Origin of the sequence: Pseudomonas taiwanensis DSM 21245, from assembly GCF_000425785.1 — a bacterium.
In the GTDB taxonomy this organism is placed as follows: domain Bacteria; phylum Pseudomonadota; class Gammaproteobacteria; order Pseudomonadales; family Pseudomonadaceae; genus Aquipseudomonas; species Aquipseudomonas taiwanensis.
In genome coordinates this window covers 48,024-64,910 of sequence record NZ_AUEC01000026.1, presented here as the reverse complement: position 1 = coordinate 64,910, position 16,887 = coordinate 48,024, and the positions used below count along the sequence as shown (strand labels likewise).

Below are 16,887 nucleotides of genomic sequence, written 5' to 3'. Positions count from 1 at the left end.
CTGCATGACCGATCACGCCCTGCTACTGGTCAACCTGGGTTCACCCGCCAGCACCTCGGTGGCCGATGTACGCCGTTACCTCAACCAGTTCCTGATGGACCCTTATGTGATCGACCTGCCGTGGCCGGTGCGGCGTCTGCTGGTATCGCTGATCCTGATCAAGCGCCCGGAGCAGTCGGCCCATGCCTATGCCTCGATCTGGTGGGACGAGGGTTCGCCTCTGGTGGTGCTGACCCGACGCTTGCAGGCGGCCATGGTCGAGCACTGGCCCCACGGCCCCGTTGAAATTGCCATGCGCTACGGCGAGCCGGCATTGCCCGATGTGCTGGCGCGATTGGCCGCACAGGGGGTGCGCAAGGTTACCCTGGCGCCACTGTATCCCCAGTTTGCCGACAGCACGGTCACCACCGTGGTGACGCTGGCGAACCAGACGATTGCCGATAAGCAATTGCCCTTGCAGATGCGTGTGCTGCAACCGTTCTACGATCACCCCGAATACATCGACGCCCTGGTGGCCAGTGCCAAGCCTTATCTGCAGCAGGACTACGATCACCTGTTGCTGAGTTTCCATGGCCTGCCAGAGCGCCATTTGAAAAAGCTCGATCCGACCGGCCAGCACGATTTCCAGGCCGCCGATTGCTGCAAGGACGCCAGCGCCGAAATGCGCGCGGTGTGCTATCGCGGGCAGTGCCTGGCCACGGCCAAGGCGTTTGCAGCCAGGATGGGCCTCCCGGATGGCAAATGGTCAGTGTCGTTCCAGTCTCGCCTGGGGCGGGCCAAATGGATCGAGCCCTACACCGAAACGCGTCTGGACGAACTGGGCAAGGCCGGTGTGAAGAAGCTGTTGGTGATGTGCCCGGCATTCGTGGCCGACTGCATTGAAACGCTGGAGGAAATTGGCCAGCGGGGGAGTGAGCAGTTTGTCGAGGCGGGGGGCGGGGAGTTGGTGCTGGTGCCTTGCCTGAATGACCACCCGGAGTGGGTGAGGGTGCTGGCGGGAATGTGCGAGAAGGTATAAGGCGTTTGCGCCCCCCTCTCTCAGCCGTGAACCGGCTCCCGTAGGAGCCGGCTTGCCGGCGATGGGGGCTCAGTCACTCAGGGCAACTGGTCGTCCAGTTTCTTGTGCTTCCAGCTGTCGTTGCCCGGCAGAATCAGGTTCAGCGCAATGGCCACGATGGCGCACAGGGCAATGCCCTTGAGGCCCCAGTCGTCCGGGCCGTCGCCGCTGCCGATCAACACGCCGCCGATACCGAACACCAGTGTTACCGACACGATCACCAGGTTGCGCGCCTCGGCCAGGTCGATCTTGTGGCGGATCATGGTGTTCATGCCTACCGCCGCGATCGAGCCGAACAACAGGCAGAGAATGCCGCCCATCACCGGAACCGGAATGCTCTGCAGCAATGCGCCGAACTTGCCGATGAAGGCCAGGCTGATGGCGAAGATCGCCGCCCAGGTCATGATCTTCGGGTTGTAGTTCTTGGTCAGCATCACCGCGCCAGTCACTTCGGCGTAGGTGGTATTGGGCGGGCCACCGAACAGGCCGGCCGCGGTGGTCGCCAGGCCATCGCCCAGCAAGGTGCGGTGCAGACCTGGCTTCTTCAGGTAGTCGCGACCGGTCACGCTACCGACGGCGATCACGCCGCCGATGTGTTCGATGGCCGGGGCCAGCGCCACGGGCACGATGAACAGGATGGCCTGCCAGTTGAACGCGGGCGCGGTGAAGTTGGGCAGCTCCAGCCATGGCGCGGCGGCGATCTTGGCGGTATCGACCACGCCGAAGGCGAACGACAGGGCGAAGCCCACCAGTACACCGGCGATGATCGGCACCAGGCGGAAGATACCCTTGCCGAACACGGCGACGATCAGGGTGGTCAGCAGTGCCGGCATGGAGATCAGCATGGCGGTCTTGTACGGCAGCAGCACACTGCCGTCACCGGCCTTGCCCATGGCCATGTTCGCGGCGATCGGGGCCATGGCCAGGCCAATGGAGATGATCACCGGGCCGATGACCACAGGCGGCAGCATGCGGTCGATGAAACCGGTGCCCTTGATCTTCACCATCAGGCCCATGAAGGTGTACACGAAGCCTGCGGCCATCACGCCGCCCATGGTCTCGGCCAGGCCGAACTGGCCCTTGGCGAGAATGATCGGGGTGATGAAGGCAAAGCTCGACGCCAGGAATACCGGCACTTGCCGACCGGTGACCAACTGGAACAGCAAGGTGCCGATGCCTGCGGTGAACAGCGCGACGTTCGGATCGAGGCCGGTGATCAGTGGCATCAGCACCAGCGCGCCGAATGCCACGAAGAGCATCTGCGCGCCCGAAACGACCTGGCGCCAGAGCGGGTCGTTGAAGCCGTCCTGCATGGTCAGGCGTCCTTCTGCTTGGTGCCGAAGATCTTGTCGCCAGCGTCGCCCAGGCCTGGAACGATGTAACCGTGCTCGTTCAGGTGCTGGTCGATCGACGCGGTGTAGATCTGGACGTCCGGGTGGGCTTTTTCCACCACCTCGATGCCCTCTGGCGCGGCGACCAGGACCATGGCGCGGATTTCCTTGCAGCCGGCCTTCTTCAGCAGGTCGATGGTGGCGACCATCGAGCCGCCGGTGGCCAGCATCGGGTCGATGATCAGGGCCAGGCGCTGGTTGATGTCCGGGGCGAGCTTTTCCAGGTAAGTGTGCGCTTCGAGGGTTTCTTCGTTGCGCGCAACGCCCACGGCGCTGACCTTGGCGCCCGGAATCAGGCTGAGCACGCCGTCGAGCATGCCGATACCGGCCCGCAGGATTGGCACCACGGTGATCTTCTTGCCGGCGATTTTTTCCACTTGGACCTTGCCACACCAACCGTCGATTTCGTAGGTTTCGAGCGGCAGGTCCTGGGTGGCTTCGTAGGTCAGAAGCGCGCCGACTTCCTGGGCGAGTTCGCGAAAATTCTTGGTGCTGATATCGGCACGGCGCATCAGGCCGAGCTTATGGCGGATCAGCGGATGGCGGATCTCACGAGTGGGCATAGGGGGGCTCCGAAAGGCGGGCAAAAAAACCGCGCTAGATTAATCTATTCAGCCTGTGCTGTCGTGCAGTCATTCTGGACGTTAGTCCATAAATGCTTGATTCGGGACGAGCGGATGCGTACCTTTGCCCGCTTTTCCAAAATGCACCCCCTGGAGAGCGCCATGTCCGCTGATCTCGAGCACATCCGTCAAGTCATGCGCGAAGCAGACTGCCTGTACAACGAAGCTGAGGTCGAAGCGGCCATCGCCAAAGTCGGCGAGCAGATCTGCAAGGACCTGCACGACAAGAACCCGGTGGTTTTCTGCGTGATGAACGGTGGCCTGATCTTCGCCGGCAAGCTGCTGACCCACCTGCAGTTCCCACTCGAAGCCTCTTACCTGCACGCTACCCGCTACCGCAATCAAACCAGCGGTGGCGAGCTGTTCTGGAAGGCCAAGCCGGAAGTGTCGTTCATCGACCGCGACGTGTTGATCGTCGATGACATTCTCGACGAAGGCCACACCCTCAGCGCCATCATCGACTTCTGCAAGCATGCCGGCGCCCGTTCGGTGCACACTGCCGTGCTGATCGACAAGGACCACGACCGCAAGGCCAGCCCGGACCTCAAGGCCAACTATGTCGGCCTGCCATGCGTCGATCGCTACATCTTCGGCTATGGTATGGACTACAAGGGCTACTGGCGCAACGCCAACGGCATCTTCGCGGTCAAGGGGTTGTAAGCATGCGCCGGCCTGAGTTCATCGACCAAACGCTGTTCGCCAGGCTGGCCAGCACAGCCGCCGAGGTGCCGCGCCAGCGGCATCATCACACCTTTCATGAAATGGATGAGCCGTGCCACCGGGTGGCGGTCGGCTTGCAGCCCTCCACCTACATCGCGCCGCACCGGCACCTGAGCGCCGACAAGGCTGAAACCCTGCTGGTGCTCAAGGGGCGCCTGGGCCTGCTGATTTTCAATGAAGACGGCCAGGTATGCGACAAGCGCGTGCTGCAGGCCGGTGGCGACTGCCTGGGCGTGGATCTTGTGCCTGGGCTTTATCACGGGCTGGTCGTACTGGAGCCTGACAGCATTCTGTTCGAGTGCAAGGCTGGGCCGTACCGGGCCTTGGCTGAAGGCGAGCATGCCCACTGGGCGCCGCGTGAAGGCGACGAGGGCGTGGCGCAATACCTGGCCTGGATGATCGCGCAATTCGATTGAGGCGTGCTGCCCAGCCAGGACGCCGGCGTGTGCTGGTGCCGATCCGTGGCAATAGGGCCGTACAGCCAAAACCCGGCGTGCTAGAGTGCTCCTTCATGCCAAGGAGCCTCACATGCGTGCGATTCTTTCCCTGTTGCTGGTCGTAAGCCTGCCGCTTTGCGCCGCACCGTTGCACAGCCAGTTTCTCCCACCCGATGACTTGTCATTGCGCCAGGAAGCGCCGACTGGTCAGCAGTTGCTGCAAGTGACCGACTACTCGGTGGTGGTGGGAGCACAACGTCAGTCCGACCAGCAACCGATCCCGATCACCGCCTCGCTGCAGATGCGCCTCAAGGGCAAGCCGCTGAGCAAGGGCGCGACCATCGGCCAGGTGCTGCTGACCTTCGACGGTGAGGCCGGCAAGAGTTTGAAGAAGCCGGTGTACGACGAAAAGACCCGCACGCTGAGCCTGAATTACCCGGTCAGCGATTATCGCGTGGTCATGGACCTGCTGCGTAACGAAACTGTCTACGTGCAATTTCTGACCTACGCCAACGGCCATGTCTGGGCCGACCTGCACACCGGCACTGTACGTACGCGTTGAGGCCTGTCGCCTGAGGGGGGTAAACTGCCGGCCTTCGAAATCCCGTGATGGTCCAGTTGGAGCCGGCAATGCGCAAAGACAAGAAGCAGGTGATTGGTGACGAGATCAGCGATGACTACGTCAAGACGTTCCTTCAGTTCGAGCCGGCCGATGGCGTGACCTCGCCGTCGCTGCACAAGCTGGTCAAGGCCTATCGTGGTCTGCGTGTCGACGATTTCGAGCGCTTTGTCGGTTTCTTCGTCGAGGCCGGCCATGACTTGGACGGCAAGGACGAGCACGGCAAGACCTTCGTCGAGTTGATCGCCGACCAGCGCAATGCGCCGGAGTACATCGAGATCATCGATAAAGCCCGCGGCTGATCGGCCGCCTGAACCGGCCTTATCACCGGCGAGCCGGCTCCTACAGGGGCAGGGCGGTATAGGCGGCACAGCGAGCAGACACAAAAAAACGCCCCGAGGGGCGTTTTTTCGTTTCAGCCAGATCAGGCGTAGTGCTTGGCCGGGCTGCTTTCGACCAGATCCAGGGCCGCATCGTTGTCGGCACTGACCTTGTGGTACAGCGCGGCATCGTTGGCCAGGGTCTTCTCGCGAGCCGGGAAGATCTCCTTGAGCTTGGCAGCCCAGGCGCCCTTGGCCTGCTCGGGGAAGCAGCGCTCGATCAGTTCGAGCATGATCGACACGGTCACCGAAGCACCTGGCGATGCACCCAGCAAGGCTGCGAGGCTGCCGTCCTGGGCCGAGACCAGCTCGGTACCGAACTGCAGGATGCCGCCTTTCTTCGGGTCCTTCTTGATGATCTGCACGCGCTGACCGGCCACTTCCAGGCGCCAGTCCTCGGCTTTGGCCTGCGGGTAGAAGCGACGCAGGGATTCCAGGCGTTGCTCCATCGACTGCATCACTTCGCTGACCAGGTACTTGGTCAGGTCCATGTTGTCGCGCGCGACCGCCAGCATCGGGCCGATGTTGCCCATGCGTACAGACAGCGGCAGGTCCATGAGCGAGCCGTGCTTGAGGAACTTGGTGGTGAAGCCGGCGTACGGCCCGAACAGCAGCGATTTCTTGCCATCTACCACACGGGTATCCAGGTGCGGTACCGACATGGGCGGCGCGCCAACCGCGGCCTGGCTGTAGACCTTGGCCTGGTGTTGCTTGACGATTTCCGGGTTGTCGCAGCGCAACCACTGGCCGCTCACCGGGAAACCGCCGAAACCTTTGCTTTCCGGAATGCCGGACATTTGCAGCAGCGGCAGGGCCGCGCCACCGGCGCCGAGGAAGACGAAACGGGCGTCCACTTCACGGCTGCCGCCGCTGTTGACGTCCTTGATGCTGACGGTCCAGCCGCTGCCGTTACGGCGCAGGCCGACGACTTTCTTGCTGTACTTGACCTGGGCGTCCTGGCTGGTGCTCAGCAGCTTGAGCAGCTTGTTGGTCAGGGCGCCGAAGTTGACGTCGGTGCCCTTGAGCACGCGAGTGGCGGCGATGCGCTGGTCGGCCGGACGGCCCGGCATCATCAGCGGCATCCACTCTTTCATCACTTCCTTGTCTTCGGTGTACTCCATCTCGGCGAAGGCATGGTGCTGCTTGAGCAGCTCGAAGCGCTTCTTGAGGAAGGAGATACCCTTGTCACCTTCGACGTAGCTCAGGTGCGGCACCGGGTTGATGAAGGCGCGCGGCGAGCCGAAGCTGCCTTTTTTGCTCAGGTAGGCCCAGAACTGGCGCGAAACCTCGAACTGGGTGTTGATGTGCACGGCCTTCTTGATGTCGATGCTGCCATCGGCGGCCTGGGGCGTGTAGTTCAGCTCGCACAGCCCGGCATGGCCGGTACCTGCGTTGTTCCAGGGGTTGGAGCTTTCCGCGGCTCCGGAGTCCATCGCCTCGACGACCTCAAGCTTCAGGGTCGGGTCAAGCTCCTTGAGCAGTACGGCCAAGGTGGCACTCATGATGCCCGCGCCTACCAGTACCACATCAACCGATTCGTTCTGCGCCATTTAACGCGTCTCCACAATCTACAGCTACCTAATTGACAGCATAGGACCCCAGGGTCGCCAGGATCGCCATGTCCGACTTTTCGCAGTTCTTGCAACTTCCGCGGACACCGCCAATCAGTCTTCGGGTTCGGCTATTGAACGCCGCTTGCCACAGGTGCGGCAATTCGACTAATGGTCAAGGTGTCGTGCGTGCGTTATGGAACGACCTCAGACATCCATCCGGGATGAACGCGTTAGCCGCCTGTTCAGGGCTGTTCGGGACACATCTGCCGCTTTTACACATGCCAGACTGTTCATTTGCTCGCCACACTCTCGTGAAGTTGTGAAAAACCGTTTTTTCACGCTCTTTTGGAGACGTGAACCTCAAAAGGGGACTGCGCGATGGCAACCCACAGGTTCATGCAGTGCGAAGGGCCGGAAAAGCAGGCACGACAGCCGATGCAAGACCTGAGTGGAAGGCTCTCTGTGGGCGAAGCGTTGAAGGTGCCGGGGTCAATCGGCGAATGCGGGGCCCGATCAGGAGACGTCCTTATAATCGGGGGGAGATTATAACGATGTCGCGGGCAGAAAGGTCGTAATTCGTAGTTTTTATTGCAGCGTTTGTCTGGGAAATGCGGTGCGTGGGTGCCATCGGGGCTTGCGCGGGTGCAAATCCCGGCTTTGGTCGGGTGCCAGAGTGGCTTTACGACGGGGCAGGCCGATGACTGGTCAGGGCCTGGCTGAGTATACTGGGGGCCTTTGCCGCATTTTCTGGAGAAACGCGCATGTTGCAACGTCTGTTGTTCGGTTTGATTGCCGTGGCCAGCCTCAGCCTGGTCGGTTGTGCCCACAGCCCGCAACAACTCAGCCCGCAACCCAAACTCACTGCCCAGCTCGCGCCGGTCGGTCATGGCCAGCCCGTGGTGGTCAAGGTCGTCGATGGGCGGGCTTCGCAATCGCTGGGTACTCGCGGTGGCATGTACCCTGAAACCAGCACCATCAGCGTCAGTGGCAACGACATCGTGCCCAAGCTGCAAGCCCAGGCAGAAGCAGCCGTGCGCCTGCTTGGCTTCACCCCGACCCCCAACGCCTACAACGCACCGCAACTGACCGTGACCCTGGCCGAGCTGAAATACCAGTCGCCCAAGGACAACCTGTATGTGACCGAGGCTACCATCGGTGCCACCTTCCGTGCCGACGTGTCCAATGCCAACCGTCGCTACAGCGGCCGCTACGGTGCATCGCTGGACCAGCGTTTCGGCATGGCGCCGAATCAGGAAACCAACACCAAGCTGGTCGGTGACGTGCTGAGCGATGCCCTCACGCGCCTGTTCAAGGACCCGACCATCGGCCAGGTCCTGGGCGAGTAACCTTCGGCTCGATCGGCCCCATCGCCGGCTCGCCGGGGATGGGGTCGACACGTTTCAAACGGCCTCGACATGAAATCGCATGACACTTTGTCGCCTGGGCCGGGCGGTGCAAGCGGAGTTGGGTAGAATGCCGGCCTTCGCTGTCGTTCTAACCGAGGTTGCGTGATGTCGTTGCAAGTGCTCTGGGGCTTCCTGGTTGCCCACCCGACCAAGCTGATCAATCTGCTGGCACTGTTGATGACGTGCCCGGGCGGATTGTTGCTGCACAGCGCCCGGCGGCGCGAAGCCGTAACCCGCGAAAGCCTGGCGATGGACGAAGGCGTGGTGGAGGCTTTCGACCTGCGCGTGCCGCGCTACTACTACATCCTGGGCTTTTCCTGCCTGGCCATGGCACTGCTGCTGTCCTGGTTCAGCACCTGGATCTGAGCCATCGCCGGCACGCCGGCGATGGGGTTCGGCCGATCAGGCCACGGGCGCCTGCTGCTTGACCTGATACTGGTTACGTACTGGCGTCGCATACTGCAATATCAGGTACGGTCGCTGCTCTTCAGGGCATGCCTCCAGCCGGCGCTGCCACTCTTCCTTGGCTCGGGCCAGTTCGTCTGCCGGGAACAGGGTCTCGGCGCTCGGCACGTGCAGCGCTTCATCCTTCTCTGCCCACATCGCGTAGGCCAGGTAGTGCACCGGGAACAACCGGTAGCCGCCGAGGATCTGCCGGTCGATTTCCTGCGCCAACTGCTTGGTGTCTTCGTAATACTCGGTCACTGGCGGAGCGAAGTTGATGTGCACCCGGCCTTTGTAGCCAGTGATGCCCTTGGCGATGCTGTTGTCATCTTCGCCAGGCGCCTTCTTGTAGGTGCCGGTGGTGGCGCGGATGTACAGCTCGCGCGCCTTGGCCAGGTCGCACGGGTCATACTCGTAGCTGATCGAGACCGGAATCAGGTTCAGGCCCTGGATCACTGCGCCGAACGGCTCGTCCTTGCGGCTCATGTGGAACATCTTGAGGATCGCCGAATCGGTGCGATCGTCACCGTCCTTGGCGCGGCCTTCGGCCTGGGCGATCCAGATCGATACGCAGTCATTACGAATCGAGTGGTTGATATAGGCCGAGAGCAGTTGGTAGGCGGCCAGCTTTTCGCGGCGACCGGTCAGCGAACGGTGCACGATGAAGCTCTTGTTCAGGCGCATCATGTCGCTGACGAAGGGCTTTTGCAGCAGGTTGTCGCCAATGGCGATGCGCGGGGTCGGCAGGCCGGCATGGTACACCGCGTAGTTGACGAAGGCCGGGTCCATGACGATGTCGCGGTGGTTGGCCAAGAACAGGTAGGCCGTACCGGACTTGAGTTGCTCTACGCCGGAATAGGTCACGCCGTCGGTGGCGCGTTCGATGGTGTGGTCGACGTAGTACTCGACCTTGTCCTGCAAGGTCGCGACGCACGTGACGCCCGCGAACTCCTTGCGCAGGCGGCGGGCGATCAGCGGCTTGAGCAGCCAGCCGAGCGGGCCCGCTGCACGCGGGAAGCGGAAGTGGGTGAGGATATCGAGGAATGCCGGGTCGCTGAGCAGGCGTGCCAGAACGGCAGGGACCTCAGCGTCGTCGTACGGTCGGATGGCATCGAATTCGCCCATCATGCTCTCTTGTTGGAAACGGCTAGGGTAATAAAGTAGGGATGGGGTCCGAAAAACGGCTCGGACACTCACAGGCCCTGTAAACAGACCGGCAATTATACGCATAAGTCACTGCGGAGGCCGCGATGCTGGAAACCGACTTCTACGATTGTCCTTATTGTGGTGAACGGGTGGAAACCACAGTCGACCTGTCCGGTGGCGATCAGGTCTACACCGAGGATTGCCAGGTGTGTTGCCAGCCTGTCGTGTTCATTCTGCAGGTGCACGGTGACGAATGGATGCTCGACGTCAGACGCGAGGATGATGCCTGATGCAGAGAATCTACGATCCGGAAAACCTGCTGGAGGCGCAGATGCTGTTGAGCATGCTGACCAGCGAAGGCATCGAGGTGCACCTGATTGGGCGCGACCTCGTGGGTGGTGTAGGCGAGTTGCCGGTATACGGCCTGCTCGGCATTGCCGTGCCGGATGAGCAGGCCGGTTACGCACGGCATCTGATCGAAGCGTACAATGATGCCCAGCCGCTTGCCGGCGACGAACCGGAGAGTTTTCCCGGTACCTTGATCTGCTAGGTTCAGAATTCGCCCATGTGTGGACGTTATGCCCTGTTTCGCTGGCCCCAGGCGCTTGCCAGCCTGCCGGGCTTCCCTGCCGGCCAGCCGGCGCAATGGAATATCTCCCCCGGCCACTCGGTGCTGATCCAGCGACAGCTCGACGGTCGGCAGCAACTGGACAAGGCACGCTGGGGGCTGACCCCAGCCTGGCTTACCGACCTTTCCCGCACGCCTGCCCATGCCCGCGCCGAAACCCTCGCCGAACAGCCGATGTTCCGTGAGGCCTTTCGTCAGCGCCGGTGCCTGATGCCTGCCAATGGTTTCTACGAGTGGCGCGGTTCGGTGCGCAAGCGCCCGTATTGGCTGACGCCGGCAGAAGGTTCGTCGCTGTACTTCGCCGCGATCTGGGAGGCGTATCCAGTGCAGGACCAGGTGTGGCTCAGTTGCGCGGTGGTGACCCAGGCAGCGATGAACCAGCGCCGACCGCTGATTCTCGACGAGGCAGCGCAGGCGGCGTGGCTGGATCCGGACACGCCGGTGCTGCGGTTGCACGAGTTGCTGGCTTTGCCGACCGTTACCCTGCGCGAGCGGGCGTTGGCCAATTTCGTCAACGACCCGAAGCTGGATGCGCCCGAGTGTCTGACTCCGGCATAAATCTTACCTGCGGCTATGGCAAGGGGCAGGGGACTCGTCCTAGGATACGCCGCATGTAAAAAGGGAGTGTTTTCATGCGTAAGTCATTCGTTGTCAGCCTGTTGAGTGCTGGCATCCTGCTGGCTGGCTGCCAGGCGGTGAACACCACCAGCGGCGGTGCCGTCGGTGTCGAGCGCCAGCAGTACATGTTCAGTATGCTTTCGACCGATGAGGTCAATCAGATGTACGCGCAGTCTTACCAGCAAACGTTGGGTGAGGCTTCGAGCAAGGGTGTGCTGGACAAGTCCAGCAGCGATGCCAAGCGGGTTCGCGCCATCGCAGACCGTCTGATTGCCCAGGCGCCGATCTTCCGCCCGGATGCCGCGCAGTGGAAATGGGAAGTCAATGTCATCAAGAGCGATGAGCTCAACGCCAACTGCGGCCCAGGCGGTAAGATCATCGTCTACACCGGCCTGATCGATAAGCTCAAGCTCACCGACGCCGAGATTGCCGCGGTCGTCGGCCACGAAATCGCCCACGCCCTGCGCGAGCACAGCCGCGAAGCGATGTCCAAGGCCTATGGGGTCGAGATGGCCCGCCAGGGTGCTGGCGCGCTGTTCGGCCTCGGCCAGAGCGGCATGGCCTTGGCCGACACCGTGGTGAACTACGCCATGACGTTGCCCAACAGCCGTGCCAACGAGAACGAGGCCGACCTGATTGGCCTGGAGCTTTCGGCACGTGCCGGCTACGACCCGAATGCCGCGATCACCCTGTGGAACAAGATGAGCAAGGCGTCCGAAGGCGCACCGCCCGAGTTCATGAGCACCCACCCGGCGTCCAGCAGTCGGATCGCTTCGTTGCAGGCGGCCATTCCGAAGGTGATGCCGCTGTACGAAGCTGCCAAGAAGTAAGGTTGCCTGGGGCCGCAACGCGGCCCCAGGGCACTGCCTTACCCCACCCAGCCACTGGCCTTCATCGCCGAGTAGACGGCGACGATCGCCAGCACGAAGAACGCAGCAGCTGCCAGGCGACGAATCAGCGCCAACGGCAGTTTCTCCGCCGCGAAGTTACCCGCCAGTACCACCGGCACGTTGGCAATCAGCATGCCCAGGGTGGTGCCGATGATGACCATGATCAGGTGCGGATATTGAGCGGCCAGCATTACGGTGGCTACCTGTGTCTTGTCACCGATTTCGGCGAGGAAGAAGGCGATCAGCGTGGTCAGGAACGGCCCGAAACGGCGGGCCGGATTCTCGTCGTCATCCATCTTGTCCGGTACCAGGGTCCACAGCGCCGTGGCGGCAAAGCTCGCGGCCAGAATCCAGTGCAGCGTCGTCTCGCTGAAGAACCCGCTGACCCAGGCGCCTACCGCGCCGGCAGCGGCATGGTTGGCCAGCGTGGCTGCAATGATGCCGGCGATGATTGGCCAGGGCTTGCGAAAGCGTGCAGCGAGGATGAGTGCGAGCAGTTGCGTCTTGTCGCCGATTTCGGCCAGGGCAACGATTGCGGTGGGTACGAGCAAAGATTCCAGCATCAGGTTTCCTACGGGGGCGGGTCGACACGGCTATGACACGTACGACCTCCCCGCCCCGGGTAAGGTGTGCGTGTCATAGGTCTTGTCAAACCCTGGACCTGTCTGCGCAGATCATGGGTCGCACGCGCCATGGCCTGTGGGCCAAGTGTGTTGACGCGTACCGGGCGAGCAGGGCGCTCGCGGGAGACTACTCCCCTAGGACGGTGCGGATTCTGCCTAGTCGAAACGGTTTCGGCAAGCCCTGTTTTTATCAGCGGGTCGCTTTGTAGATCCGGAACCCATCCGCCTCGGCGAGCGTGTGACACTGGCCCAAGGCCGCTTCGATCAGCGGCTGATAGCGCAGGAAACTGTTGGCCACAAGGCGGATTTCGCCGCCTTTTCGCAGGTGTTCGCCTGATTTTTTCAACAGGTTTTCCGATGCCTGGTAATTGGTATGGACGCCGGTGTGGAACGGTGGGTTGCTCAGGATCAAGCTCAGGTCGCGGGGCGCTGCGTCGATCCCGTCACCGCTGATCACTTCACCTTCCAGGCCGTTGGCGGCCAGGGTCAGGCGACTGGCGGCCACTGCGAAGGCATCGACGTCGAGCAAGGTCACGCTGCTTTGCGGGTAGCGTCGCTTGACCGTGGCCCCCAGCACACCGGCGCCACAGCCGAAGTCCAGCACATGGCCCACAGGCAGGTCGTCCAAGTGCTTGAGTAACAGGGCGGTGCCACGGTCGAGTCGGCCATGGCTGAACACACCCGGCAGGCTGACCACGTGCAGGGGGCCATCCTCCAGGTCCAGTTCGAAGCGCTCGGCAAGGGTTTCCAGCGGTTTGGCCTCGGGGGCGTTTTCCACCGTCACTTGCCACAGCTGGCAATGACGGGCGCTGTCGAGCTTGCGGGGCTTGCCGAAGGCCTGCAACTGTTTGGCCGCGCCTTCGATGCCGCCTCGCTTCTCGCCCACCAGGTACAGCGCGCGTCCTTTCAGGCGCGAAGCCAGGGCGTTGAGCAAGTAGGCGGCCAGCTCGCGGGACTTGGGCAGGAACAGCACCGCCGCCTCGAATGCCACCTCAGGCGCTTCCACCGTGTAATGGCTGCGCCCCGGGAAGCGGCTGTCGAGCACGGACTGGTCGCCCGCATGCCAGGTCCAGCCATGGGCACTGGGCAACTGGCCGAGCAAGTCGTCGGCGGGCGCACCGGCGATCAGCAGCGGCCCCTGGAACAGGTCCGCCTGGCGGAGCAATACTTCACTGCGCGGGTCCATGGACGACGCCTCCTGAAAAAAGTGGCGCAGTGTAGCAGAGGCCGGCGTGCGGCTCAGCTGACCACGCGCCGTGGCTGGCCGGCGAAAAAGGCCTGGGCGTTTTCGCTGAGCTGGCCAACGATGCGCTGGCGTGACTCCACCGCGCCCCAGGCGCTGTGCGGAGTGATGACCAGGCGGGGAATGTCGGTGGCCAGCAACGGGTTGCCGTTGACCGGTGGCTCGACGCTCAGCACGTCGGTAGCAGCGCCGCCCAGGTGACCGCTGCGCAGGGCGTCGGCCAGGGCCTGTTCATCGATCAGGCCGCCGCGTGCGGTATTGACCACCAACGCGCCGGGTTTGAGCAGGGCCAGCTGATCGGCGCCGATCATGTGCCGGGTGTGCTCGTTCAGCGGGCAATGCAAGGTCAGGGCATCGACTTGCGGGAGCAGCTCGTCCAGCGGCAGGCGGTCGTCCCGCGCCGGGCGACCGGGGATCTGCCCGCTCAGCACGCGCATGCCGAAAGCTTCGGCCAGGCGCGCCACCGCACCGCCCAGTTCACCGTGACCGAGCAGGCCGAGGGTCTTGCCTTCAAGCTCAACGATCGGGAAGTCCAGCAGGCAGAACTGGCTGGCCTTGGCCCAGCGGCCATCGGCTACTGCCTGGTTGTAGTCACACAGGCGCGTGGCCAGGGCCAGCAGCAGGGCAAGGGTGTGCTGGGCCACCGAAGGGGTGCCGTAGCCTTGGCAGTTGCACACGGTAATGCCCTGGGCCCTGGCCGCCGCCAGGTCGACGTTGTTGGTGCCGGTCGCGGCCACCAGGATCAGCCTGAGCTGCGGGTTGGCGGCCATGGCCGCGGCGTCGAGCACGACCTTGTTGCTGATGACTGCGATGGCACCGTGCAAGCGTTCGGCTACCTGGTCAGGGCGGGTCGAATCGAACAGCTGGAATTCGTCGAACTGGCTTTGCAACGGCGACAGGTCGAGGTCACCGAGGTCCAGGGACAGGTGGTCGAGAAACACGGCGCGACGCGGGCTTGGCATCAGGAAGCTCCGGTGGAGGGTTGAGAAGGGCCAACACCCGAACAATGCCACTCATACCTTGGTTGAGCCAAATCATTCCTTTGGCTGATTTAGCCGTCACATTGGCCAACTAGAGTTGGTATCAGAGTTGTCCGACACGCTTTCAAGAAAAGGGATACCCATGCTGCAGACTCGCATCATCAAGCCCGCCGAGGGCGCCTATGCCTTCCCGCTCCTGATCAAACGCCTGCTGATGTCGGGCAGCCGCTACGAAAAGACGCGCGAAATCGTCTATCGCGACCAGGTGCGGCTGACGTATCCACAACTCAACGAGCGGATCGCCCGGCTGGCGAACGTGTTGAGCGAAGCCGGGGTCAAGGCCGGCGACACTGTCGCGGTGATGGACTGGGACAGCCACCGCTACCTGGAATGCATGTTCGCCATCCCGATGATCGGGGCAGTGGTGCACACCATCAACGTACGCCTGTCGCCCGAACAGATCCTCTACACCATGAACCATGCCGAAGACCGCTTCGTGCTGGTCAACAGTGACTTCGTCGGCCTCTACCAAGCTATCGCGGGGCAACTGACCACAGTCGACAAGACGCTGCTGCTGACCGACGGCCCGGACAAAACCGCCGACTTGCCCAACCTGGTGGGCGAATACGAACAGTTGCTGGCCGCCGCCAGCCCGCATTACGACTTCCCTGACTTCGACGAGCACTCGGTAGCCACCACGTTCTACACCACCGGCACCACGGGTAACCCCAAAGGGGTTTACTTCACCCATCGGCAACTGGTGCTGCACACCCTGGCCGAAGCCTCGGTCACCGGTAGCATCGACAGCGTGCGGCTGCTGGGCAGCAATGACGTGTACATGCCTATCACACCGATGTTCCATGTGCATGCCTGGGGTATTCCCTACGCCGCTACCATGCTTGGCATGAAGCAGGTGTACCCAGGGCGTTACGAACCGGACATGCTGGTCAAGTTGTGGCGCGAGGAAAAAGTCACCTTCTCCCACTGCGTACCGACCATTTTGCAGATGCTGCTCAACTGTCCGTCGTCGCAAGGCGAGGACTTCGGCGGTTGGAAAATCATCATTGGCGGCAGCGCGCTCAACCGTTCCCTGTACGACGCTGCCCTGGCCCGTGGCATCCAGCTCACGGCCGCCTACGGCATGTCCGAAACCTGCCCGCTGATCTCCGCCGCGCACCTGAACGACGAATTGCAGGCTGGCAGCGAGGACGAACGGGTCACCTACCGGATCAAGGCCGGTGTGCCGGTGCCGTTGGTGGAGGCCGCTATCGTCGATGGCAACGGCAATTTCCTCCCCGCCGACGGTGAGACCCAGGGCGAGCTGGTGCTGCGCGCGCCGTGGCTGACCATGGGCTACTTCAAAGAACCGGAAAAAAGCCAGGAGCTGTGGGCGGGCGGTTGGCTGCATACCGGTGATGTGGCGACCCTCGATGGCATGGGCTACATCGACATCCGCGACCGCATCAAGGACGTGATCAAGACTGGCGGCGAGTGGATTTCGTCGCTGGACCTCGAGGACCTGATCAGCCGTCATCCGGCGGTACGCGAGGTGGCGGTAGTGGGGGTTGCCGACCCGCAGTGGGGCGAGCGTCCATTTGCCTTGCTGGTGGTACGCGACGGGCAGGCAATCGATGCCAAGGGACTCAAGGATCATCTCAAGCCGTTCGTCGAAGAAGGGCATATCAACAAGTGGGCCATTCCAAGCCAGATCGCCGTTGTTACTGAAATTCCCAAGACCAGTGTCGGCAAGCTCGACAAGAAGCGTATCCGCCAGGACATCGTTCAGTGGCAAGCCAGTAACAGTGCGTTCCTGTCGACCCTGTAACACTGTCGCGGGTCGCCTCCAAACGGTCGCGACCCGCATGCTAGAGAGGCAGCGCCTTGCCAAACGGCGAAAATGCGCCATGCTTCGCTCTGCTGGCGCGCCGTGATCACTGTCACGGGTCGCGTTGCAGGCACGGAACGCAAATCACACTTTAGAGGGATCAAGCACCTGTGCCTGCTGGCTATAGTCGAGGCCAGGGGATTTTTCAGGAATGGGGGAGGGCGACATGCGCAACACGTGTCGCCGCAGGTAAACGCCTGCATACCGGTCGCACGGGCCGTTTCTGAAAGGACTCACTGCCATA

19 protein-coding genes and 1 riboswitch are annotated in these 16,887 nt (G+C 62.5%); of the genes, 12 read left to right on the top strand and 7 right to left on the bottom strand.

Annotated elements, in window-relative coordinates; all coding sequences use genetic code 11:
- The first annotated feature begins 4 nt into the window (after positions 1–4).
- Positions 5–1,018 (top strand): ferrochelatase, encoded by a 1,014-nt coding sequence (hemH, locus tag H620_RS0112820; RefSeq protein ID WP_023382342.1) that lies wholly within the window; start codon positions 5–7, stop codon positions 1,016–1,018.
- A 77-nt stretch (positions 1,019–1,095) separates the two neighbouring features.
- On the opposite strand, the gene H620_RS0112815 is transcribed toward hemH, so the two are convergent.
- Together H620_RS0112815 and upp are read right to left on the bottom strand one after the other, a co-directional pair.
- The gene (locus H620_RS0112815; RefSeq protein ID WP_023382341.1) at positions 1,096–2,370 is read right to left on the bottom strand and encodes a uracil-xanthine permease family protein; all 1,275 of its coding nucleotides are present in this window, start codon (positions 2,368–2,370) and stop codon (positions 1,096–1,098) included.
- 2 nt (positions 2,371–2,372) lie between these two features.
- Positions 2,373–3,011 (bottom strand): uracil phosphoribosyltransferase, encoded by a 639-nt coding sequence (gene upp, locus H620_RS0112810; RefSeq protein ID WP_023382340.1) that lies wholly within the window; start codon positions 3,009–3,011, stop codon positions 2,373–2,375.
- Positions 3,012–3,173: 162 nt separating this feature from the next.
- On the opposite strand from upp, the gene H620_RS0112805 reads away from it, so the two are divergent.
- The 4 genes from H620_RS0112805 to H620_RS0112790 all read left to right on the top strand — a co-directional run bounded on the left by H620_RS0112805 (position 3,174) and on the right by H620_RS0112790 (position 5,149).
- A complete protein-coding gene (locus H620_RS0112805; RefSeq protein WP_023382339.1) occupies positions 3,174–3,731 on the top strand; it encodes a hypoxanthine-guanine phosphoribosyltransferase in 558 nt (185 codons plus the stop codon).
- A gap of 2 nt (positions 3,732–3,733) precedes the next feature.
- Positions 3,734–4,207: a WbuC family cupin fold metalloprotein gene (locus tag H620_RS0112800; protein WP_023382338.1), complete on the top strand. Its 474-nt coding sequence runs from the start codon at positions 3,734–3,736 to the stop codon at positions 4,205–4,207.
- 112 nt (positions 4,208–4,319) lie between these two features.
- Positions 4,320–4,790, top strand: a complete 471-nt coding sequence (locus tag H620_RS0112795; RefSeq protein WP_023382337.1) for a hypothetical protein — start codon at positions 4,320–4,322, stop codon at positions 4,788–4,790.
- Between the two features lie 68 nt (positions 4,791–4,858).
- Positions 4,859–5,149 carry a PA4642 family protein gene (locus H620_RS0112790; RefSeq protein WP_023382336.1) on the top strand — a complete coding sequence of 97 codons (291 nt, stop codon included), beginning with the start codon at positions 4,859–4,861 and terminating at the stop codon, positions 5,147–5,149.
- A gap of 122 nt (positions 5,150–5,271) precedes the next feature.
- Here the strand turns inward: H620_RS0112790 and mqo are convergent, their stop codons facing one another.
- Positions 5,272–6,777, bottom strand: a complete 1,506-nt coding sequence (gene mqo / locus H620_RS0112785; protein WP_027907458.1) for a malate dehydrogenase (quinone) — start codon at positions 6,775–6,777, stop codon at positions 5,272–5,274.
- Between the two features lie 764 nt (positions 6,778–7,541).
- Here mqo and H620_RS0112780 point away from each other — a divergent pair.
- Both H620_RS0112780 and H620_RS0112775 read left to right on the top strand, forming a co-directional pair.
- A complete protein-coding gene (locus H620_RS0112780) occupies positions 7,542–8,126 on the top strand; it encodes a YajG family lipoprotein (protein WP_023382334.1) in 585 nt (194 codons plus the stop codon).
- Positions 8,127–8,291: 165 nt separating this feature from the next.
- Positions 8,292–8,552 carry a hypothetical protein gene (locus H620_RS0112775; protein ID WP_023382333.1) on the top strand — a complete coding sequence of 87 codons (261 nt, stop codon included), beginning with the start codon at positions 8,292–8,294 and terminating at the stop codon, positions 8,550–8,552.
- A 36-nt stretch (positions 8,553–8,588) separates the two neighbouring features.
- Here the strand turns inward: H620_RS0112775 and H620_RS0112770 are convergent, their stop codons facing one another.
- Complete coding sequence (locus H620_RS0112770; protein WP_162144447.1) at positions 8,589–9,758, bottom strand: 1-acyl-sn-glycerol-3-phosphate acyltransferase; 1,170 nt, start codon at positions 9,756–9,758, stop codon at positions 8,589–8,591.
- Positions 9,759–9,880: 122 nt separating this feature from the next.
- On the opposite strand from H620_RS0112770, the gene H620_RS0112765 reads away from it, so the two are divergent.
- The 4 genes from H620_RS0112765 to H620_RS0112750 all read left to right on the top strand — a co-directional run bounded on the left by H620_RS0112765 (position 9,881) and on the right by H620_RS0112750 (position 11,852).
- Entirely contained in the window at positions 9,881–10,066 is a 186-nt protein-coding gene (locus H620_RS0112765; protein WP_023382331.1) for a CPXCG motif-containing cysteine-rich protein, read from the top strand.
- The gene (locus tag H620_RS0112760; RefSeq protein ID WP_027907456.1) at positions 10,066–10,326 is read left to right on the top strand and encodes a putative signal transducing protein; all 261 of its coding nucleotides are present in this window, start codon (positions 10,066–10,068) and stop codon (positions 10,324–10,326) included. Before H620_RS0112765 ends, H620_RS0112760 begins: the two co-directional genes overlap by 1 nt.
- A gap of 15 nt (positions 10,327–10,341) precedes the next feature.
- On the top strand, positions 10,342–10,962 hold the full coding sequence (locus H620_RS0112755) for an SOS response-associated peptidase (protein WP_023382329.1): 621 nt from the start codon (positions 10,342–10,344) through the stop codon (positions 10,960–10,962).
- Positions 10,963–11,036: 74 nt separating this feature from the next.
- Positions 11,037–11,852, top strand: a complete 816-nt coding sequence (locus H620_RS0112750) for a M48 family metallopeptidase (protein WP_023382328.1) — start codon at positions 11,037–11,039, stop codon at positions 11,850–11,852.
- 38 nt (positions 11,853–11,890) lie between these two features.
- On the opposite strand, the gene H620_RS0112745 is transcribed toward H620_RS0112750, so the two are convergent.
- The 3 genes from H620_RS0112745 to H620_RS0112735 all read right to left on the bottom strand — a co-directional run bounded on the left by H620_RS0112745 (position 11,891) and on the right by H620_RS0112735 (position 14,740).
- Complete coding sequence (locus tag H620_RS0112745) at positions 11,891–12,472, bottom strand: TMEM165/GDT1 family protein (RefSeq protein WP_177325268.1); 582 nt, start codon at positions 12,470–12,472, stop codon at positions 11,891–11,893.
- A 90-nt stretch (positions 12,473–12,562) separates the two neighbouring features.
- A riboswitch (yybP-ykoY riboswitch) is annotated at positions 12,563–12,683 on the bottom strand.
- Positions 12,684–12,725: 42 nt separating this feature from the next.
- Entirely contained in the window at positions 12,726–13,721 is a 996-nt protein-coding gene (locus H620_RS0112740) for a methyltransferase (protein WP_023382326.1), read from the bottom strand.
- A gap of 53 nt (positions 13,722–13,774) precedes the next feature.
- On the bottom strand, positions 13,775–14,740 hold the full coding sequence (locus H620_RS0112735; protein ID WP_023382325.1) for a 2-hydroxyacid dehydrogenase: 966 nt from the start codon (positions 14,738–14,740) through the stop codon (positions 13,775–13,777).
- A gap of 160 nt (positions 14,741–14,900) precedes the next feature.
- On the opposite strand from H620_RS0112735, the gene H620_RS0112730 reads away from it, so the two are divergent.
- Positions 14,901–16,583, top strand: a complete 1,683-nt coding sequence (locus H620_RS0112730; protein ID WP_023382324.1) for a fatty acid--CoA ligase — start codon at positions 14,901–14,903, stop codon at positions 16,581–16,583.
- Positions 16,584–16,887 lie beyond the last annotated feature (304 nt).